This is a genomic window from Pusillimonas sp. T2 (assembly GCF_002236805.1).
In the GTDB taxonomy this organism is placed as follows: Bacteria; Pseudomonadota; Gammaproteobacteria; order Burkholderiales; family Burkholderiaceae_B; genus Neopusillimonas.
Genome location: NZ_NIQA01000002.1, coordinates 174148 through 188987, shown reverse-complemented (window position 1 = coordinate 188987; position 14840 = coordinate 174148). Strand labels below are relative to the sequence as shown.

13 protein-coding genes are annotated in these 14840 nt (G+C 55.7%); 10 read left to right on the top strand and 3 right to left on the bottom strand.

The window, feature by feature from the left end:
• Positions 1-6: 6 nt before the first annotated feature.
• On the bottom strand, positions 7-783 hold the full coding sequence (gene modA, locus PuT2_RS04005) for a molybdate ABC transporter substrate-binding protein (protein ID WP_371596277.1): 777 nt from the start codon (positions 781-783) through the stop codon (positions 7-9).
• Positions 784-905: 122 nt separating this feature from the next.
• Here modA and PuT2_RS04000 point away from each other — a divergent pair, with 122 nt between their 5' ends.
• Positions 906-1682 carry a TOBE domain-containing protein gene (locus PuT2_RS04000; RefSeq protein WP_371596275.1) on the top strand — a complete coding sequence of 259 codons (777 nt, stop codon included), beginning with the start codon at positions 906-908 and terminating at the stop codon, positions 1680-1682.
• 91 nt (positions 1683-1773) lie between these two features.
• The gene (locus PuT2_RS03995) at positions 1774-1956 is read left to right on the top strand and encodes a hypothetical protein (protein WP_093969739.1); all 183 of its coding nucleotides are present in this window, start codon (positions 1774-1776) and stop codon (positions 1954-1956) included.
• Between the two features lie 119 nt (positions 1957-2075).
• Here PuT2_RS03995 and PuT2_RS03990 read toward each other — a convergent pair whose 3' ends face one another.
• Positions 2076-2531, bottom strand: a complete 456-nt coding sequence (locus PuT2_RS03990; RefSeq protein WP_093969738.1) for a fasciclin domain-containing protein — start codon at positions 2529-2531, stop codon at positions 2076-2078.
• A 294-nt stretch (positions 2532-2825) separates the two neighbouring features.
• Between PuT2_RS03990 and brnQ the strand changes: the two genes are divergently transcribed.
• From brnQ to PuT2_RS03955, 7 genes are all read left to right on the top strand, one after another.
• A complete protein-coding gene (gene brnQ / locus PuT2_RS03985; RefSeq protein WP_093969737.1) occupies positions 2826-4124 on the top strand; it encodes a branched-chain amino acid transport system II carrier protein in 1299 nt (432 codons plus the stop codon).
• 125 nt (positions 4125-4249) lie between these two features.
• Positions 4250-5848, top strand: a complete 1599-nt coding sequence (locus PuT2_RS03980) for a PAS domain-containing methyl-accepting chemotaxis protein (protein ID WP_093969736.1) — start codon at positions 4250-4252, stop codon at positions 5846-5848.
• A 520-nt stretch (positions 5849-6368) separates the two neighbouring features.
• Complete coding sequence (locus PuT2_RS03975) at positions 6369-7580, top strand: ABC transporter substrate-binding protein (RefSeq protein ID WP_093969735.1); 1212 nt, start codon at positions 6369-6371, stop codon at positions 7578-7580.
• Positions 7581-7711: 131 nt separating this feature from the next.
• The gene (locus tag PuT2_RS03970; protein ID WP_093969734.1) at positions 7712-9634 is read left to right on the top strand and encodes an ABC transporter permease; all 1923 of its coding nucleotides are present in this window, start codon (positions 7712-7714) and stop codon (positions 9632-9634) included.
• Positions 9631-10410, top strand: a complete 780-nt coding sequence (locus PuT2_RS03965) for an ABC transporter ATP-binding protein (RefSeq protein WP_093969733.1) — start codon at positions 9631-9633, stop codon at positions 10408-10410. Before PuT2_RS03970 ends, PuT2_RS03965 begins: the two co-directional genes overlap by 4 nt.
• On the top strand, positions 10407-11141 hold the full coding sequence (locus tag PuT2_RS03960; RefSeq protein ID WP_093969732.1) for an ABC transporter ATP-binding protein: 735 nt from the start codon (positions 10407-10409) through the stop codon (positions 11139-11141). The genes PuT2_RS03965 and PuT2_RS03960 overlap by 4 nt, the downstream gene beginning before the upstream one ends.
• 161 nt (positions 11142-11302) lie before the next feature.
• Positions 11303-12538, top strand: coding sequence for a TIGR03862 family flavoprotein (locus tag PuT2_RS03955; RefSeq protein ID WP_093970064.1), 1236 nt, complete (start codon positions 11303-11305; stop codon positions 12536-12538).
• 72 nt (positions 12539-12610) lie between these two features.
• Here PuT2_RS03955 and PuT2_RS03950 read toward each other — a convergent pair whose 3' ends face one another.
• Positions 12611-13516 carry a LysR family transcriptional regulator gene (locus PuT2_RS03950; protein ID WP_093969731.1) on the bottom strand — a complete coding sequence of 302 codons (906 nt, stop codon included), beginning with the start codon at positions 13514-13516 and terminating at the stop codon, positions 12611-12613.
• 86 nt (positions 13517-13602) lie between these two features.
• Here PuT2_RS03950 and PuT2_RS03945 point away from each other — a divergent pair, with 86 nt between their 5' ends.
• Positions 13603-14796, top strand: coding sequence for a 3-hydroxybenzoate 6-monooxygenase (locus PuT2_RS03945; RefSeq protein WP_093969730.1), 1194 nt, complete (start codon positions 13603-13605; stop codon positions 14794-14796).
• Positions 14797-14840 lie beyond the last annotated feature (44 nt).

The following is a 14840-nucleotide window of genomic DNA, read 5'->3' as shown; positions in this document are numbered from 1 at the left end:
GTCATGTCAGGGGTTCGTATGCAAACCATAACCATAACTGCGAATCACGTCGTGGGCTGCCTGGGTTTGCAGAAACTTTATCAACGAGGATGCGGCAGGGTTGTCTTTGCCCCGTGCCAGTACAACGGCATTTTGGCGAATCGGGTCGTAGAGTGCTTGAGGGACAATCCAGCTTGATCCGGCTTGTTTTTGGTCTGCAGCGTTAACTTGCGATAGGGCAACAAAGCCCATTAAGGCGTTTTCGGTGGCAACAAACTGGTAAGTCTGACCAATGCTTTCACCCACGACCAGGTTGGGCTGGAGTTGTGCGTACACCCCTAGGGCTTGAAGGGTTTGTTGCGCCGCAAGGCCGTAGGGCGCAAGTTTTGGGTCGGCAATCGCAATTTTTCCGGGTTGTGCTTGTTTTAATACATGGCCCCGGTCGTCAACGACCGACGGGTTCCGGCTGTACAACACCAGTTTGCCTATGGCGTAAGTCATTTGCGTCGGCGCCAGTGCCAGCGCCTCTTCAACAAGTTTTGCGGGCGTCTTGTCGTCGGCGGCCAGCAGCACATCGAACGGCGCGCCGTTCTTTATCTGCGCGTAGAACCGCCCGGTCGACCCAAAAGACAGTGCAGCCTTGTGGCCGGTTTCAGCCTCGAAAAGCGCCGCTATTTTTTGCATGGGGGCGGTAAAGTTTGCCGCAACGGCAACCGAAACAGTGTCTGCCATGGCGGTTTGGGTGGCAAAAACACCAATTAAGGCGGGGATGATGACCTTACAGATATGATTCAGCATGCGCATTCTCGCTATTCCTATATTGAATAGCGAGAATGCTAGCACGATTTTTTGTCGTTGTTCTAAGTATGAATAGCGAATATGATTTCAACAAACCCTGCACTCGGAGTAAACGCTGTTCGATGGTTATGTCTTCTTTACCCCTGAATACGTTGCTTGGCTACGAAGCCAGCGACAAGCGACTCGACATACTTCGGCGTATTTCTCATACGGGGTCTATTTCTGAAGCGGCACGTTCTGCCGGCGTAAGCTATAAAGCGGCGTGGCAAGCCATCGAGACCCTAACAAATCTGGCCGGCACGCCTTTAGTTGAAAAGGCCGTTGGCGGTAGTGGCGGGGGTGGGGCCATTGTTACAGCGGCGGGGCATCGATTGCTCGCTGCGGCCGATCGATTCATGCTGGCCAGACGGCAGGTCGCGGATCAAATTGCACAAGAGTATGCGGGCGATGGCGCCTCGCTTGTCAGTGGCGCGCTCGCGTTGGGCATGCGCACCAGTATGCGCAACCAACTGATGTGCCTGATTTCCGACATAAAGCGGGCAGGTGGGGCGGTTCGCGTTTATTTGTCGCTCGACGATGGTTCGACCCTTGTTTCCCGCATTACCAAAGAAAGCGCCCAGTTGCTTGGTCTTGAGTCGGGTCGACAAGTAATGGCCATGTTCAAGGCAACGGCCGTTGAAGTGGCTTCTGCTTCAAATGAATGCGTGCATGCATCTTCCGAAAATCATCTTGACGGTCTATTGGTAAACACCGTGCGCGCAGGCAAGGTGAGCGAGGCAACAGTCACCTTGACATCGGGGGCTCAGGTGATTGGCTTTATGCAGACCGATACCACAGTCAAGAAAGGATCATTGGTGACGTTATGTGTTGATGAGGCAGCGGTCGTGATTGCGTCGCTGACATAAGATGCGCTTTGGTGGTCCGCGTTAATATGCGATCTGCCATCAAGGCAACAATTCGTCGTGGGTATCTTTAATAAACACAAAGGGGAAAGTCATGACATATGGCAAACTGATACGTTCTACTGCTGCTGTGTTGGCGCTTGGGTTTGTGCTTGCCGGCTGCCAAGAAAAAGAAGGTCCGGCCGAACGTGCGGGTAAAGAACTCGACAAGGCAGCAGCATCGGTGGGCTCGGCCATTGAAAATGCTGGCCAAAAAATGCAAGACGCCGCTAAGTAGCTTGCGGCAGTCTGGCGCGGCACAGGCCGAAAAAAAAGCCTGCCGGGTTTTAGCCCGGCAGGCTTTTTTTGGGATATCCAGGGGAAGATATCCTTTCATCAACGTGGGGTACGCGCGTATTACTTGGGCATGATGACGGCGTCGATGACGTGAATCACGCCGTTGTCGGTGTTGATGTCGGTCTGGACCACATTGGCGCCATCAACCATGACTTTGCCGTCTTTCACCGACACGGTCAGCGGGCTGCCTTGTACCGTGGGCACTTGACCGGGCTTGACGTCGGCTGCCATAACCTTGCCGGATACAACGTGGTAGGTTAATACCTTGGTCAGGCCTGCTTTGTCTTTAAGCAAGGCATCCAGCTGGTCTTTGGGGATTTTGGCAAAGGCTTCGTCGGTGGGGGCAAACACCGTAAATGGGCCTGGCCCTTTGAGCGTGTCGACCAAGTCAGCCGCCTGAACAGCGGTGACCAGGGTATTGAAAGAACCAGCGGACTTGGCGGTGTCGACAATGTCTGCTGCATGTGCGGAACCCAGGGCAAGGGCCAGTGAGGCACCAATCAGAAAGCGTTTCATCGTTCACTCCTTGTTCGTTGCGAGACGGCGGGGCCGGTTTACTGAGGCCGCTGCCGTCGCTGCGGGTTGCGTCCGTTTCGTATGAACTGGACAGGTCTTTAATTTAAGGTCCCATTCAGTTGCTGTCCATAGTTTGTGCTAGACAAGGCTAAACAAAGCGGTTCAATAGCTGTTCAATATCTCTTAAAAATCAAACAAGTGAAACAAGATGATTGCACGCGTCCTGATGTAACGCCGTGCCCAGGCAACCTGGGCTTGCGCTAACATTCGCGCAAGCCACTGAGATTTTTCTACATGCAGACACTAAAACTTTCCGATTTGATTGCCCTGGGCTTCATGACGTTTGCGCTCTTTCTGGGCGCGGGCAATATTATTTTTCCGCCTCTGGTTGGCATGCTGGCGGGCGATGACATGGGTATGGCGTCGCTGGGCTTCCTGCTGACGGGTGTGGGGCTGCCGTTATTAACGATTGTGGCGCTGGCGCGCGTGGGTGGCGGTATTGCTGCGCTCACAGCGCCGATCGGGCGCGTGGCGGGCACAATGTTTGGCGTTTTGGTGTATTTGGCAATCGGGCCTTTTTTTGCATCACCGCGCACGGCCACGGTGTCGTTCGAAATCGGATTCTCGCGCTTCTTCGACGCCAGCGCGGGGCCATTGCTGGTGTATTCCGTTATTTACTTCGCCGTAGTGATGTTGATTGCGTTGTACCCAAACCGGCTCATCGACACTGTGGGCAAGTTCATCACGCCCGTGCTTATCGGGGCACTGGTCTTACTTGGTGCTGCTGCGCTGTATGCACCGGCCGGCGACATTGGCAGTAGCCGCGGCGCTTATCAGAGCGCGCCTTTAGTACAAGGTTTTTTGCACGGCTACCAAACCATGGACGCTTTGGGGGCGCTGGTTTTTGGGATAGTCATTGTTAACGCCATAAGGGGGCGTAACGTTACCGACAGACGCTTGCAAACCTATTACGCCATATGGGCCGCTATTATCGCGGCTATTGGGTTGGCACTGGTGTATGTGTCGCTTATTTACCTTGGCGCAACCAGCGCGGGGTTGCACCCCGATGCCACTACCGGTGTCCCTATTTTGGCTGGCTTCACGCAACAAACATTTGGCCATTTTGGCAGTATTTTGTTGGCGGTTGTCATCGTATTTGCTTGCCTGACGACGGCGGTAGGGTTGATTACCGCCTGCGGCGAATACTTCAGCGCCTTGCTGGGGGTTTCGTATCGCAAGGTCGTGGTCGTATTTTGCCTGTGCAGCATGGGCGTAGCCAATCTGGGTCTAACTCAACTGATTGCAGTTTCTGTTCCGGTTCTGGTTGGTATGTACCCTGTGGCCATCACGCTCGTGATGTTAAGCCTGATGGGGCGCTTCTGGCGATCAGCGCCTCGAGTATTTGTGCCTGCGCTGGCCGTCGCGGCTGTTTTTGGCGTTGCCGATGGCCTGAACGCTGCAGGTTTCGGTGCATGGCTACCCGAGTGGGTGAGTGCGTTGCCCGCCGCGTCTTTGGGGCTGGCCTGGTTGGTGCCGGTTTTTGTGGCTGTGGTGGTAGGTGTCTTGTTCGACCGCCTGGCGCCGGCACCCTAAGTGTTTTCCATAAGATTGACCCGTTTTATGCCCCGATAGCTTTGCCGTTTGCTATGATTTGTTCGACTTTTGTAACAAATTAACAGGACTCGGGCGTCTGGTATTTGCGCCCTCTCGAGGGATGTATGCGGCAAGGTATTTCGGTAGTTGATTCGGGCGTTGTGGCCTCGGGAAGAGCGGTCGCGCCAGCAGAATACGTGCTAAGGCCCAACGAAACCATCATTTCGAAAACCGACTTAAAAGGCAACATCACCTACGCGAACGACAACTTTGTTCGCATTAGTGGATACACCCGCGACGAGCTTATTGGTGCACCGCAAAGCATCGAACGCCATCCGTACATGCCCAAACAGGTGTTTGCCGATTTATGGTCAACCCTGCAAGACGGCAAGGCTTGGGGCGGGATGATTAAAAACCGCTGCAAGAACGGTGACGAGTATTGGGTGCTTGCTTTCGTGGCACCTATTGTAAAAAACGGTGAAGTCACCGGTTATACCTCTATTCGTGTCAAGCCGGCCGAGCAGGCCCTGGCCGCGACCATTGCGCTTTACGAGCGCCTGAATCAAGGCGACGACTCGACGGTACTGCACAATGGCGTGCCGACATCCATGTCGTTTTGGGCGCGCACCCGACGCCTGTTCCAGTTCTCGCTAAAAACCAAATTTAATTTAATGGCCTTGTTGGTCACGTTGGTGTTGGGGGGCAGCGGCGTCAACGCGGTGCTTAACGGTCGCATCAACGAACTTTATCTTCTCGTTCCCGAACTGGCCATTATTTTGGTGGGGTTGTATGCCCTGCGCCGTTCGCTTATTTCGCCGTTAACCGACGCCACTAAAATGCTGGTGTCTCTAAGCAGCGGTAACCTTTACGACCGCATTCCCGCACGCGGAGACGACGAGCTTGGCCAAATTAGCCAATGGCTGCGCATTCTGCAGGTCAATATCAAGTTGTTGGTGGGGCAAATTCAAGAAACCACCCATTTGGTCAACCAAAGCTCAGCAGGTATTGCCAGCGGTAACGCAGAGCTTGCCGAACGCACCGAAGCGCAATCGTCCAGCCTGCAAGAAACTGCGGCCGCCATGGAAGAAATCACCTCGACGGTCAAAAGCAATGCCGACAATGCCAACTCGGCCAGCGATCTGGTTCACAAAACCTCCGAGGTCGCGCGGGACGGGCGAACGTCGGTTGGGCAGGTTACGGCAGTCATGGACGAAATTTACGATGGCTCGCGCAAAATTAACGACATCATTACGGTGATTGACGGCATTGCATTCCAGACCAATATTCTTGCGCTGAATGCCTCGGTCGAGGCGGCCCGGGCAGGCGAGCAGGGCCGAGGGTTTGCGGTAGTGGCGGGCGAAGTACGTGCGTTGGCTCAACGCAGCGCAACGGCGGCCAAAGAAATTCGCGAACTGATCGTGACGTCGTCTGGCAATGTCGAGCGCGCCCACGCGTCGGTGCGTGACGCCGAAAAAACGATGGGCGAAATTCTGTCATCGGCCGACAAGGCTGCGCAGCTCATGATCGATATTGCCAACGCCAGCCGCGAGCAAAGCGTAGGGGTCTCGCAGGTCAGCGAGGCCATCGCCCATCTTGATCAGCTCAATGTCCAGAATGAAGCGCAAGTTGATGCGGTTGCCGGGGCGTCCCAACAAATGCGGCGGCAGGCCCAGTCGTTGTCCGAGCTGGTCAGCGAGTTCAAGATCGTAGCGCCCAGTCGCTAGGGTGCGTGCGCTTTAATGCGGGTGCGTGAGGTGCCCGCAGATTTCCTGGCGTCGTATATTGCCGCGTCTATCGCGGCAATACTGCCTTATGTCGACGTATAGCCACGCAAGCTGGCTAATTCAATACTGGCCGATACGCTGCCAGGTCACGTCGAGCTGATTTCTTCCTTTTCAAGCGCGTGTAGTACCCGCCGAGCATCATGAGCACGTTTCGAACGCCGCCTGCTAGTCGGCATTGAGCTCATGGACGGCTTTTGCCCATTAGTGGTTGTTTCATTTTGTTGCGATTTTAGGGGTAAAAACGGGGGGGATGCTGGGGAGAACCCACATTGCGCATGGCCGCCATTTCACTTAGTATTTTTTATGTCTTTAGTACTCACTACAATTTTTTTCGGTGTTTGCTACATTTTGAAGACAGGTTTCGAGTTTGTGGCCTCAATGCCAGGTGTTCGCAACAGGCCATTGGTAATTGCTGTATTACGTGCCTAACCGGCTCATCAGAGTTTTCGGGAGAAAAGTAATGAAGTTGTTAAAACAAATCACTGTTGCTGCAGCAATGGCAATGGGGCTCAGTGCCTTTTCGGGGTCGGCATTTTCAGCCGGCGACAAGATCCTGATCGGCGAGATCAATAGTTACAAAGCGTTGCCGGCCAACCTTGAGCCCTACAAAAAGGGGTGGTTGTTGGCCCAAGAGCAGGTCAATGCCAAGGGTGGTGTGCTGGGCAAGCAGCTTGAAACCATCTTTCGTGATGACAACGCCAACGCAGGCGATGCCGTTCGTATTGCCGAAGAACTGATTTCGCGCGAGCAAGTTGATATTTTGACGGGTGTGACGCTGTCGCACGTCGGGTTGGCTGTCACAGACTTTGCCAAGCAGCGCAAGCGTTTCTTCCTGGCATCCGGCCCGTTAAGCGACAAGGTGGTCTGGGACAATGGCAACCGTTATACCTATCGCTTGCGCGCGGGTACGCATGCACTGTCTGCATCCGTAGCGCCCGCCGCCGCAGCACTGAACAAAAAGCGCTGGGCCCTGATTTACCCCAACTACGAGTACGGTCAGGCCGCCGTTGCGTCGTTTAAGTCCGAATTGAAGCGTTTGCAGCCCGATGTAGAGTTTGTGGCCGAACAAGCGCCGCCGTTTGGCCGTCTGGATGCCGGCCCAGCCGTGCAAGCGCTTGAAGACGCCAAGCCCGACGCCATTTTCAACGTTTTGTTTGGGCCAGACCTGACCAAGTTTGCACGTGAAGGTAAAACCCGTGGTCTGTTCGAAGGCCGCGAAGTGGTCAGCTTGCTGACCGGCGAGCCCGAGTACCTGGACCCATTGCGTGGCGACGCACCTGAGGGCTGGATTGTTACTGGCTATCCTTACAAGACCATTGATACGGCAGAGCATCGTGCGTTTATCGACGCCTATCAGAAGAAATATGACGATTACCCACGCCTGAATTCCATCATTGGTTATGCCACGGTCATGGCATTGGCCGCAGGTATCGAAAAGGCAGGCTCTACCGATACCGAAGCGTTAATCAAGGCATTCAAAGGGCTCGAGTTCAACACGCCGTTTGGACCTACGTATTTCCGCGAGCTCGATAACCAGTCGATGATGGGCATTTACGTAGGCCGCCTGGCTGTAGAAAACCGTAAGGGCGTCATGCCGACCGGTGAGTACATCCCCGGTGAGAAGCTTCAGCCTTCAGACGATTATGTGAAGTCACTTCGCAAGGCCGATTGAAGTCATCCAGAAGAGCCGCCACGCACGCTAACTGATTAGTCAGGCGTATTCAGTAAAAGGCGGCCTTACCGGGTAACGCGCTCTTTATCGGCGCGTTACCCGCCACTAAAAATTACCTGCTGCGAGTTGTTATGGATTTCTCAGGGTTTATTGTGCAGTTGCTGAACGGCCTGGCCGGCGCATCGTCGCTGTTCCTGGTGGCCGCAGGGCTGTCGCTCATATTCGGCGTTACGCGCATCGTCAACTTTGCGCATGGCTCGTTCTACATGGTGGGCATCTACGTTGCCTATTCTTTGGTCATGACCTTTGAAAGCGCATTGGGCTTTTGGGTGTCTGTTGTCGCCGCGGCGCTTTTGGTGGGGGTGTTTGGCGCCCTGATCGAAATATTTCTGTTGCGTCGCATCTATCACGCGCCTGAGCTGTTCCAGCTGCTGGCCACCTTTGCGGTGGCGCTCATGGTGCGAGACGCTGTGCTGTGGTACTGGGGGCCCGAAGAGCTATTGGGACCACGTGTGCCGGGGCTGGAAGGGTCCATTGAAATTCTGGGTCGCAACTTCCCGCAGTACGATATTTTCCTGATTCTTATTGGCCCGATTGTGCTTGGCTTGCTTTGGTTGTTGTTGACCAAAACCCACTGGGGGACGTTGGTGCGCGCGGCCACACAAGACCGCGGCATGGTCAGCGCCCTGGGTATTAATCAGGCCTGGCTGTTTACGGCAGTGTTCGCCCTCGGAGCTGCGCTTGCCGCATTAGGTGGGGCCCTGCAGTTGCCTCGTGAACCGGCCAACCTTGAAATGGACATCCACATTATTGGTGCGGCGTTCGTGATCGTCGTGGTGGGGGGTATGGGGTCGATTACCGGCGCCTATGTTGCCGCGTTGCTTATCGCCGAACTGAAAGCGATCTGTATGTGGCTTGGCTTGGTCGAAATATTCGGTTTGACGATTTCGTTCTCGAAGCTGACGCTGGTGGTTGAGTTCTTGGTCATGGCCGTGGTGCTTGTTTTACGGCCCTGGGGTTTGTTTGGCCGACCGCAAGCGGCGGGTCATAAAAACAACGATGGCGAAATGCCTTTGTTGCCGGGCTCGAAAATCTTCAAGATCGGTATTGGCATTGTCCTGCTGTTCCTGGTCGCTACCCCCGGGATTTTTTCCAGTGCGCCTTACATCACCGTTTTGATGATCGACATTCTCATCGCAGCGTTGTTTGCCACCAGTTTGCACTTCATCATGGGCCCTGGGGGGATGCACTCATTCGGTCACGCTGCTTACTTTGGTCTTGGGGCTTACGGTGCGGCGTTGCTGGTACAGGCCGCAGGTCTGCCCATGGAGATGGCGCTGATTGTCGGTCCGGTCATTGCTGGTCTGGGGGCATTCTTCTACGGCTGGTTCTGTGTGCGGTTGTCTGGCGTGTATTTGGCCATGCTGACGTTGGCTGTGGCGCAAATTACCTGGGCCATCTGCTTCCAGTGGGACGACTTCACCGGCGGCAGTAACGGCTTGACCGGTATCTGGCCTTCCGAGTGGTTGTCGAATAAAACGGTCTACTACTACCTGGTCCTGACGCTGGTTGTGCTGGGCATTATGTGGCTGCGCCGCGTATTGTTTTCACCCTTTGGGTATGCCATGCGGGCAGGGCGTGACTCATTCCTTCGAGCCGACGCCATTGGTATCGACGTCAAGAAAATCCATTGGTATGGCTTTGTCCTGGCAGGTGTCGTTGCAGGTTTGGCCGGCGCATTGTTTGCTTTCTCGAAGGGCAGTATTGCCCCCGAAACCCTGCACGTGAACCGGTCTATTGACGGCCTGGTCATGGTATTGCTGGGCGGCATGCAAAACCTGATGGGGCCGGTCGTGGGTGCGGTGTCCTTTACCTGGTTGCACGACACGGTCGCGCGCAATACAGAGTTCTGGCGCGCCATGTTGGGCGGCATCATCCTGATTCTTGTGTTGCTGTTCCCGCAGGGTATTGCCGGTACGCTCAAGCAACTGGTGTCAAATATTCAAAACCGTGGTGTCAAGCCTGCGGTAGGTCTTGAAGGAGCACGGTCATGAGTTTGCTTACAGTAAACGGCCTGGGTAAGTCGTTCGGCGGCGTCAAGGCGGTCGATGGCATTAACTTTAATTTGCACGCCGGCGAGCTGCTGGCGCTTATTGGCCCGAATGGGGCGGGCAAGTCCACGACCTTCAACATGGTCAATGGCCAATTGAAAGCCGATCGTGGCTCCATCAAGCTAGATGGTCACGAGCTCATTGGTAAGCCGCCGCGCGATATTTGGCGGCTGGGCGTTGGCCGAACCTTCCAGATTGCGGAAACGTTTTCGTCTTTTACCGTCGTCGAAAACGTGCAAATGGCGCTGTTATCGGCCGATAACCGGCTGCTGTCTACTTGGCGCCGCGCTGCGGGGCACAAGCGTACCGAGGCGCTTGAGTTGCTTGACCAGGTGGGCATGGCGGCCCAGGCCGACAGAGCCTGCAGCGAACTGGCTTACGGCGACGTCAAGCGCGTTGAGCTGGCTGTGGCCATTGCCAATAGCCCCAAGTTACTGCTGATGGACGAACCCACAGCGGGCATGGCGCCCAAAGAACGTAACGACCTGATGGCGCTGACCAAACGCTTGGTGGTTGAGCGTGGCATGGCCGTGCTGTTTACCGAACACAGCATGGACGTTGTCTTTGCGTATGCCGATCGCATGATTGTTTTGGCGCGCGGGCGGCTGATTGCCGAAGGTAAACCATTGGAGATCAGGGACCACCCCAAGGTACAAGAAGTGTATTTCGGGACGGGTAAAACCTTTGAAAAAGAAGTGCAAGCGCAGGAGCCGGCATGAGTAAGTCTGAAGTTCTTCTTGAAGCACGCGGGCTGGTGGCCTGGTATGGGGCCGCACAAATTTTGTATGACCTCGACCTTGAAGTCAGGCGGGGTGAGGTCGTTGCGCTAATGGGGCGTAATGGCGCGGGCAAATCTACGACCCTTAAAGCGATTATGGGCATGCTAGAAAAACGTCGTGGCCAGATCTCGTTTATGGGCAGCGATATTTCTCGTACCGAACCCTATCATGCAGCACGTATGGGCTTGGCCTTTGTACCCGAAGACCGCCGCGTCTTTACCGATTTAACGGTCATGGAGAACCTCGCGGTGGGCCGCCAGGCGCCGCGTGCATGGCCCGATGGCGTCGCCGCACCCGAGTGGACGCCGGAGCGTTTGTTCAAACTGTTTCCTAACCTGGGTGAGATGCCGCAGCGTCCGGGCGGCCGCATGAGCGGGGGTGAGCAACAAATGTTGACGGTGTCTCGGGCGCTGATGGGTAACCCGTTTCTGGTATTGCTTGACGAGCCTTCCGAAGGCGTGGCGCCGGTAATTGTCGAGCAAATGGCGCACATGATTCTTGAGCTTAAGAAGCAAGGGGTCAGTATTTTGCTGTCCGAGCAAAATATGCACTTTGCAGAACTGGTGTCTGACCGGGCCTATGTGCTTGAAAAAGGCCAGATTGTTTATCAAGACACTATCGAGGCGCTCGCTGCCAACGAAAATGTGCGCCGTACCTATCTGACTGTTTAATCCTCCTGGTGGCTGTGTTTAGCCGGGGCGCCGTAAGGTGCTCCGGCTTTTTTCATGCCAAACCGTTACTATCGGGGCGGTCGCGTTGCCGTCATCTGTGCGTTCGGCAGGTGCGTCGCAGTGCGTCTCAATTCATTGCCCATTTTGTTTTTAGTCAGTCTATGCCTGATCCGCTTTCATTTGATGTTGCCATTATTGGTGCCGGCCCGGCAGGGCTTATGGCGGCCGAAGTTATTTCAGCTGCGGGTTTGTCGGTAGCAGTATTCGAGGCCAAGCCATCGCTAGGGCGCAAGTTTTTGCGGGCCGGAGTGGGCGGGCTGAACATCACACATGCCGAGGCGTACGAACAGTTTTGCTCACGTTACGGTGATCGGCAGCCTTGGCTCCAGCCTATGCTCGACGCGTTTACGCCAACAGATGTTCGGCGTTGGGCGCAAGGCCTGGGCATTGAGACCTTTGAGGGCTCCTCCGGCAAAGTGTTTCCAGTTCAGATGAAGGCTGCGCCGCTAATGCGGGCTTGGTTGCAGCGCTTGCACGACAAGGGCGTCACGTTCAAGTTGCGGCATCGATGGCAAGGATGGGTGGACGATGACCTTTGTTTTACGACGCCTTCGGGTGAGCTGCGTGTGAAGGCCAGGGCAACGCTGTTGGCCCTTGGGGGCGCGAGTTGGCCGCAACTGGGCGCCGACGCGGCCTGGGTCCCCTTGTTGCAAGAAAAGGGTGTAAACATTGCCCCGTTGCAAAGCGCCAATTGCGGGTTCAACGTGAGCTGGACGCCGCATTTGCGTGCCAAATTTGCCGGCGCGCAGCTTAAAGCCGTGGCGCTTACCTTTACCGACACGTTGGGTACAACGCATACCCGGCGTGGGGAGTTCGTGGTGACCGAAACCGGCGTCGAGGGCAATCTGATTTATGCCCTTTCGGCGCCATTGCGTGACGTGATCTTGCAAGAAGGTGCGATTACGGTTTACGCAGATTTGGCGCCCGACCGGTCGATTGATGCATTGTTCAACGAGCTGGCACGTCCGCGCGGATCCAGGTCGTTATCCAGCCATCTGCAAAGTCGGGTTGGGATCACTGGGGTCAAGTCGGCCCTGCTTTACGAAGTGCTCGACAAAACGTCGTTGGCCGACCCCATGCAACTGGCGCAGGCTATCAAGGCGCTGCCCATCAAATTGTTATCGCCCAGGCCGATGGCCGAGGCGATCAGCACGGCCGGTGGTGTTGCGGCTGATGCGGTAGACGACGCCTTAATGCTGAAAGCCATGCCAGGCGTTTTTGTCGCCGGGGAGATGCTTGATTGGGAGGCGCCGACCGGCGGTTATTTGCTCACGGCCTGCCTGGCCCAGGGGGTGTGGGCCGGCAATGGCCTGTGCGCCTGGCTGAAGGCAAGGTGACCGGCGTAAAACGGCTGAGGTGCACCCTTGTTGCGGCCTCCCCAGCACATAGCAGCTTTTAAAGTCAAAAATTTAGGCGGCTCTGAAGATCGCGCTGATCATGCGTCGCAGCCACGAGTGCGCCGGGTCGCGTTGCATGCGTTCGTGCCAGTGTTGGCGCACATGGTAAGAGGGTAGGCTGACCGGAGGCGGCATGACCTGTACCCCATAAGCCTTACCCAGTTCGGCCGCAGCGCGGCGGGGTAAGGTGGCGATCATGTCGCTGTTGCCCACAACTGTACCCAACCCTAAAAAGTTGGGGATCCGCACACCGACTTTGCGATCGATACCCAGGCGTTTCAGGCTGCGTTCGATAATCAGGTGGCCGGTGCCCGATGTAGTCACTATGACGTGGTCTTCTCGCGCGTAGTCGTCCGGTGTCATGGTTTGATTGATACGGGGGTGCCCTTGGCGCACCAAGCAGGCAAACCCTTCTTCGAACAAGCTTTCTTGCACGAACCGCCCGTCCATATCGGGGATAAAGCCAAGCGCGATATCGATTTCGCCATGTTGCAGTTGCTCGGGCAAGGCGTGTGTAATGGTTTGCACGTCTAGCTGAATATTGGGTGCAACGTCGCGCAGCGTGTTCAAAATGGCCGGCAGAACAACAATTTGGCCGATGTCCGTCATGGCAATCCGAAACTCGCGATGGTCGTTTTGCGGATTGAAGTGCGGCTGGTAACTCAGCGTCGCTTCAAGCAATGCAATGGCGTTGGCCACCATGTCTTGAAGCTGGTCGGCTGTGGGTGTGGGCGTCATGCTGCCGCCTACGCGTACAAACAGCGGATCGTCAAAATGTTTGCGCAGACGGCCCAGCGCCAGGCTAACCGCCGGCTGGGTCAAGTCCAGCATTTCTGCTGCTCTGGACAAGTTCTTGGTCTGATAGATCGCATCGAACAGCTGCAGCAACCGCAGGTCGATATTGGCCAGCTTTTCCATAATTAAAATTAATTGAAATTATTAAAGTCATTATATTGAGTAAGAGTTTGGTCTGAAAGACAATGCATCAGAAAGGAGATGCATTCATGAGTTCTGCAGTTCGACAAGATCACGACACAGTGTTGGTCGTGGGGGGCGGTATCGGGGGCTGTGCTGTTGCACTGATGCTGGCCCGTAAAGGGCGGCGCGTACTTTTGCTCGAACAGGCCGACGCCCTGCGCGAGATTGGCGCGGGCATACAGCTTGGGCCGAACGCCTTTCGCATGTTCGACAAACTCGGCATTACGGCTGAGGTCGCAAAGACGGTCGTCTATCCCGACCACCTCGTCATGATGGATGGTCTGACGGGCGAGCAGGTGACCAGCATGCGCATGGGCCAGCCTTTTGTCGATCGGTTCGGCAAGCCCTATGGCGTTATTTACAGAGCTGACCTGCACATGGCGCTGGTCAAGGCCTGTGAGGCGCAGGCGGGCATTGAAATGCATACGGGTTGCAAGGTCGACCGCTACGAGGCGCATGGCGATAAGGTCACTGTTTATGCCGAGTCAGGGGTGTCTTACACCGGCGATGCATTGATTGGATGCGATGGCTTGTGGTCGCGGATTCGCGCACAAATGCTGCAAGACGGTCCGCCTCGCGTGTCGGGGCACATTGCCTACCGTGCCGTGTTGCCCACCGAAGAAGTCCCAGCCCATTTGCGTCGCAATGACATGGTGTTATGGGCCGGGCCCAAAAATCACTTGGTGCAGTATCCGCTGCGTTGCGGCGAGCTTTACAACCTAGTGGCGGTTTTTCATAGTGACCGTTATGTCGAAGGTTGGGACGCGTCTGCCGACCCCGAAGAACTGCACCGCCGGTTTGCCGCAAATTGCGAGCCTGTGCGTCAGATGCTTTCAAAAATTGAAACCTGGCGTATGTGGGTGTTGTGCGACCGCGAGCCAGTCAAGACCTGGACGCAAGGGCGGGTGGCCTTGTTGGGTGACGCGGCACACCCCATGCTGCAGTATCTGGCGCAGGGCGCCGCCATGGCCATGGAAGATGCGGTGTGTTTGGCCGATGCTTTGGACAGTGGCGATGATGTTCCCGCTGCGCTGCTGAGTTACCAAAATAAACGTTATTTGCGCACTGGGCGTGTTCAGCTGACGGCACGACTGTATGGCGAGGTTTATCACGCCGATGGCGTCAAACGTGAGTTGCGCAACCTGATGCTTCAGTCACGAAACGACGAGCAGGGCTACGAAAGCCTGTCGTGGTTGTACGACGCCGCTGGCGTGCCCTGACAGGGGGTGGTAGACAAAGCAGTATCTATATAAAAACCAAAGGA

Coding starts and splice junctions, on each gene's coding strand:
- PuT2_RS03980 (WP_093969736.1), top strand. CDS start 4,250: ATGCGGCAAGGTATTTCGGTAGTTGATTCGGGCGTTGTGGCCTCGGGA.
- PuT2_RS03960 (WP_093969732.1), top strand. CDS start 10,407: ATGAGTAAGTCTGAAGTTCTTCTTGAAGCACGCGGGCTGGTGGCCTGG.
- PuT2_RS04000 (WP_371596275.1), top strand. CDS start 906: ATGTCTTCTTTACCCCTGAATACGTTGCTTGGCTACGAAGCCAGCGAC.
- brnQ (WP_093969737.1), top strand. CDS start 2,826: ATGCAGACACTAAAACTTTCCGATTTGATTGCCCTGGGCTTCATGACG.
- PuT2_RS03950 (WP_093969731.1), bottom strand. CDS start 13,516: ATGGAAAAGCTGGCCAATATCGACCTGCGGTTGCTGCAGCTGTTCGAT.
- PuT2_RS03945 (WP_093969730.1), top strand. CDS start 13,603: ATGAGTTCTGCAGTTCGACAAGATCACGACACAGTGTTGGTCGTGGGG.
- PuT2_RS03970 (WP_093969734.1), top strand. CDS start 7,712: ATGGATTTCTCAGGGTTTATTGTGCAGTTGCTGAACGGCCTGGCCGGC.
- PuT2_RS03955 (WP_093970064.1), top strand. CDS start 11,303: ATGCCTGATCCGCTTTCATTTGATGTTGCCATTATTGGTGCCGGCCCG.
- PuT2_RS03990 (WP_093969738.1), bottom strand. CDS start 2,531: ATGAAACGCTTTCTGATTGGTGCCTCACTGGCCCTTGCCCTGGGTTCC.
- PuT2_RS03965 (WP_093969733.1), top strand. CDS start 9,631: ATGAGTTTGCTTACAGTAAACGGCCTGGGTAAGTCGTTCGGCGGCGTC.
- modA (WP_371596277.1), bottom strand. CDS start 783: ATGCGCATGCTGAATCATATCTGTAAGGTCATCATCCCCGCCTTAATT.
- PuT2_RS03975 (WP_093969735.1), top strand. CDS start 6,369: ATGAAGTTGTTAAAACAAATCACTGTTGCTGCAGCAATGGCAATGGGG.
- PuT2_RS03995 (WP_093969739.1), top strand. CDS start 1,774: ATGACATATGGCAAACTGATACGTTCTACTGCTGCTGTGTTGGCGCTT.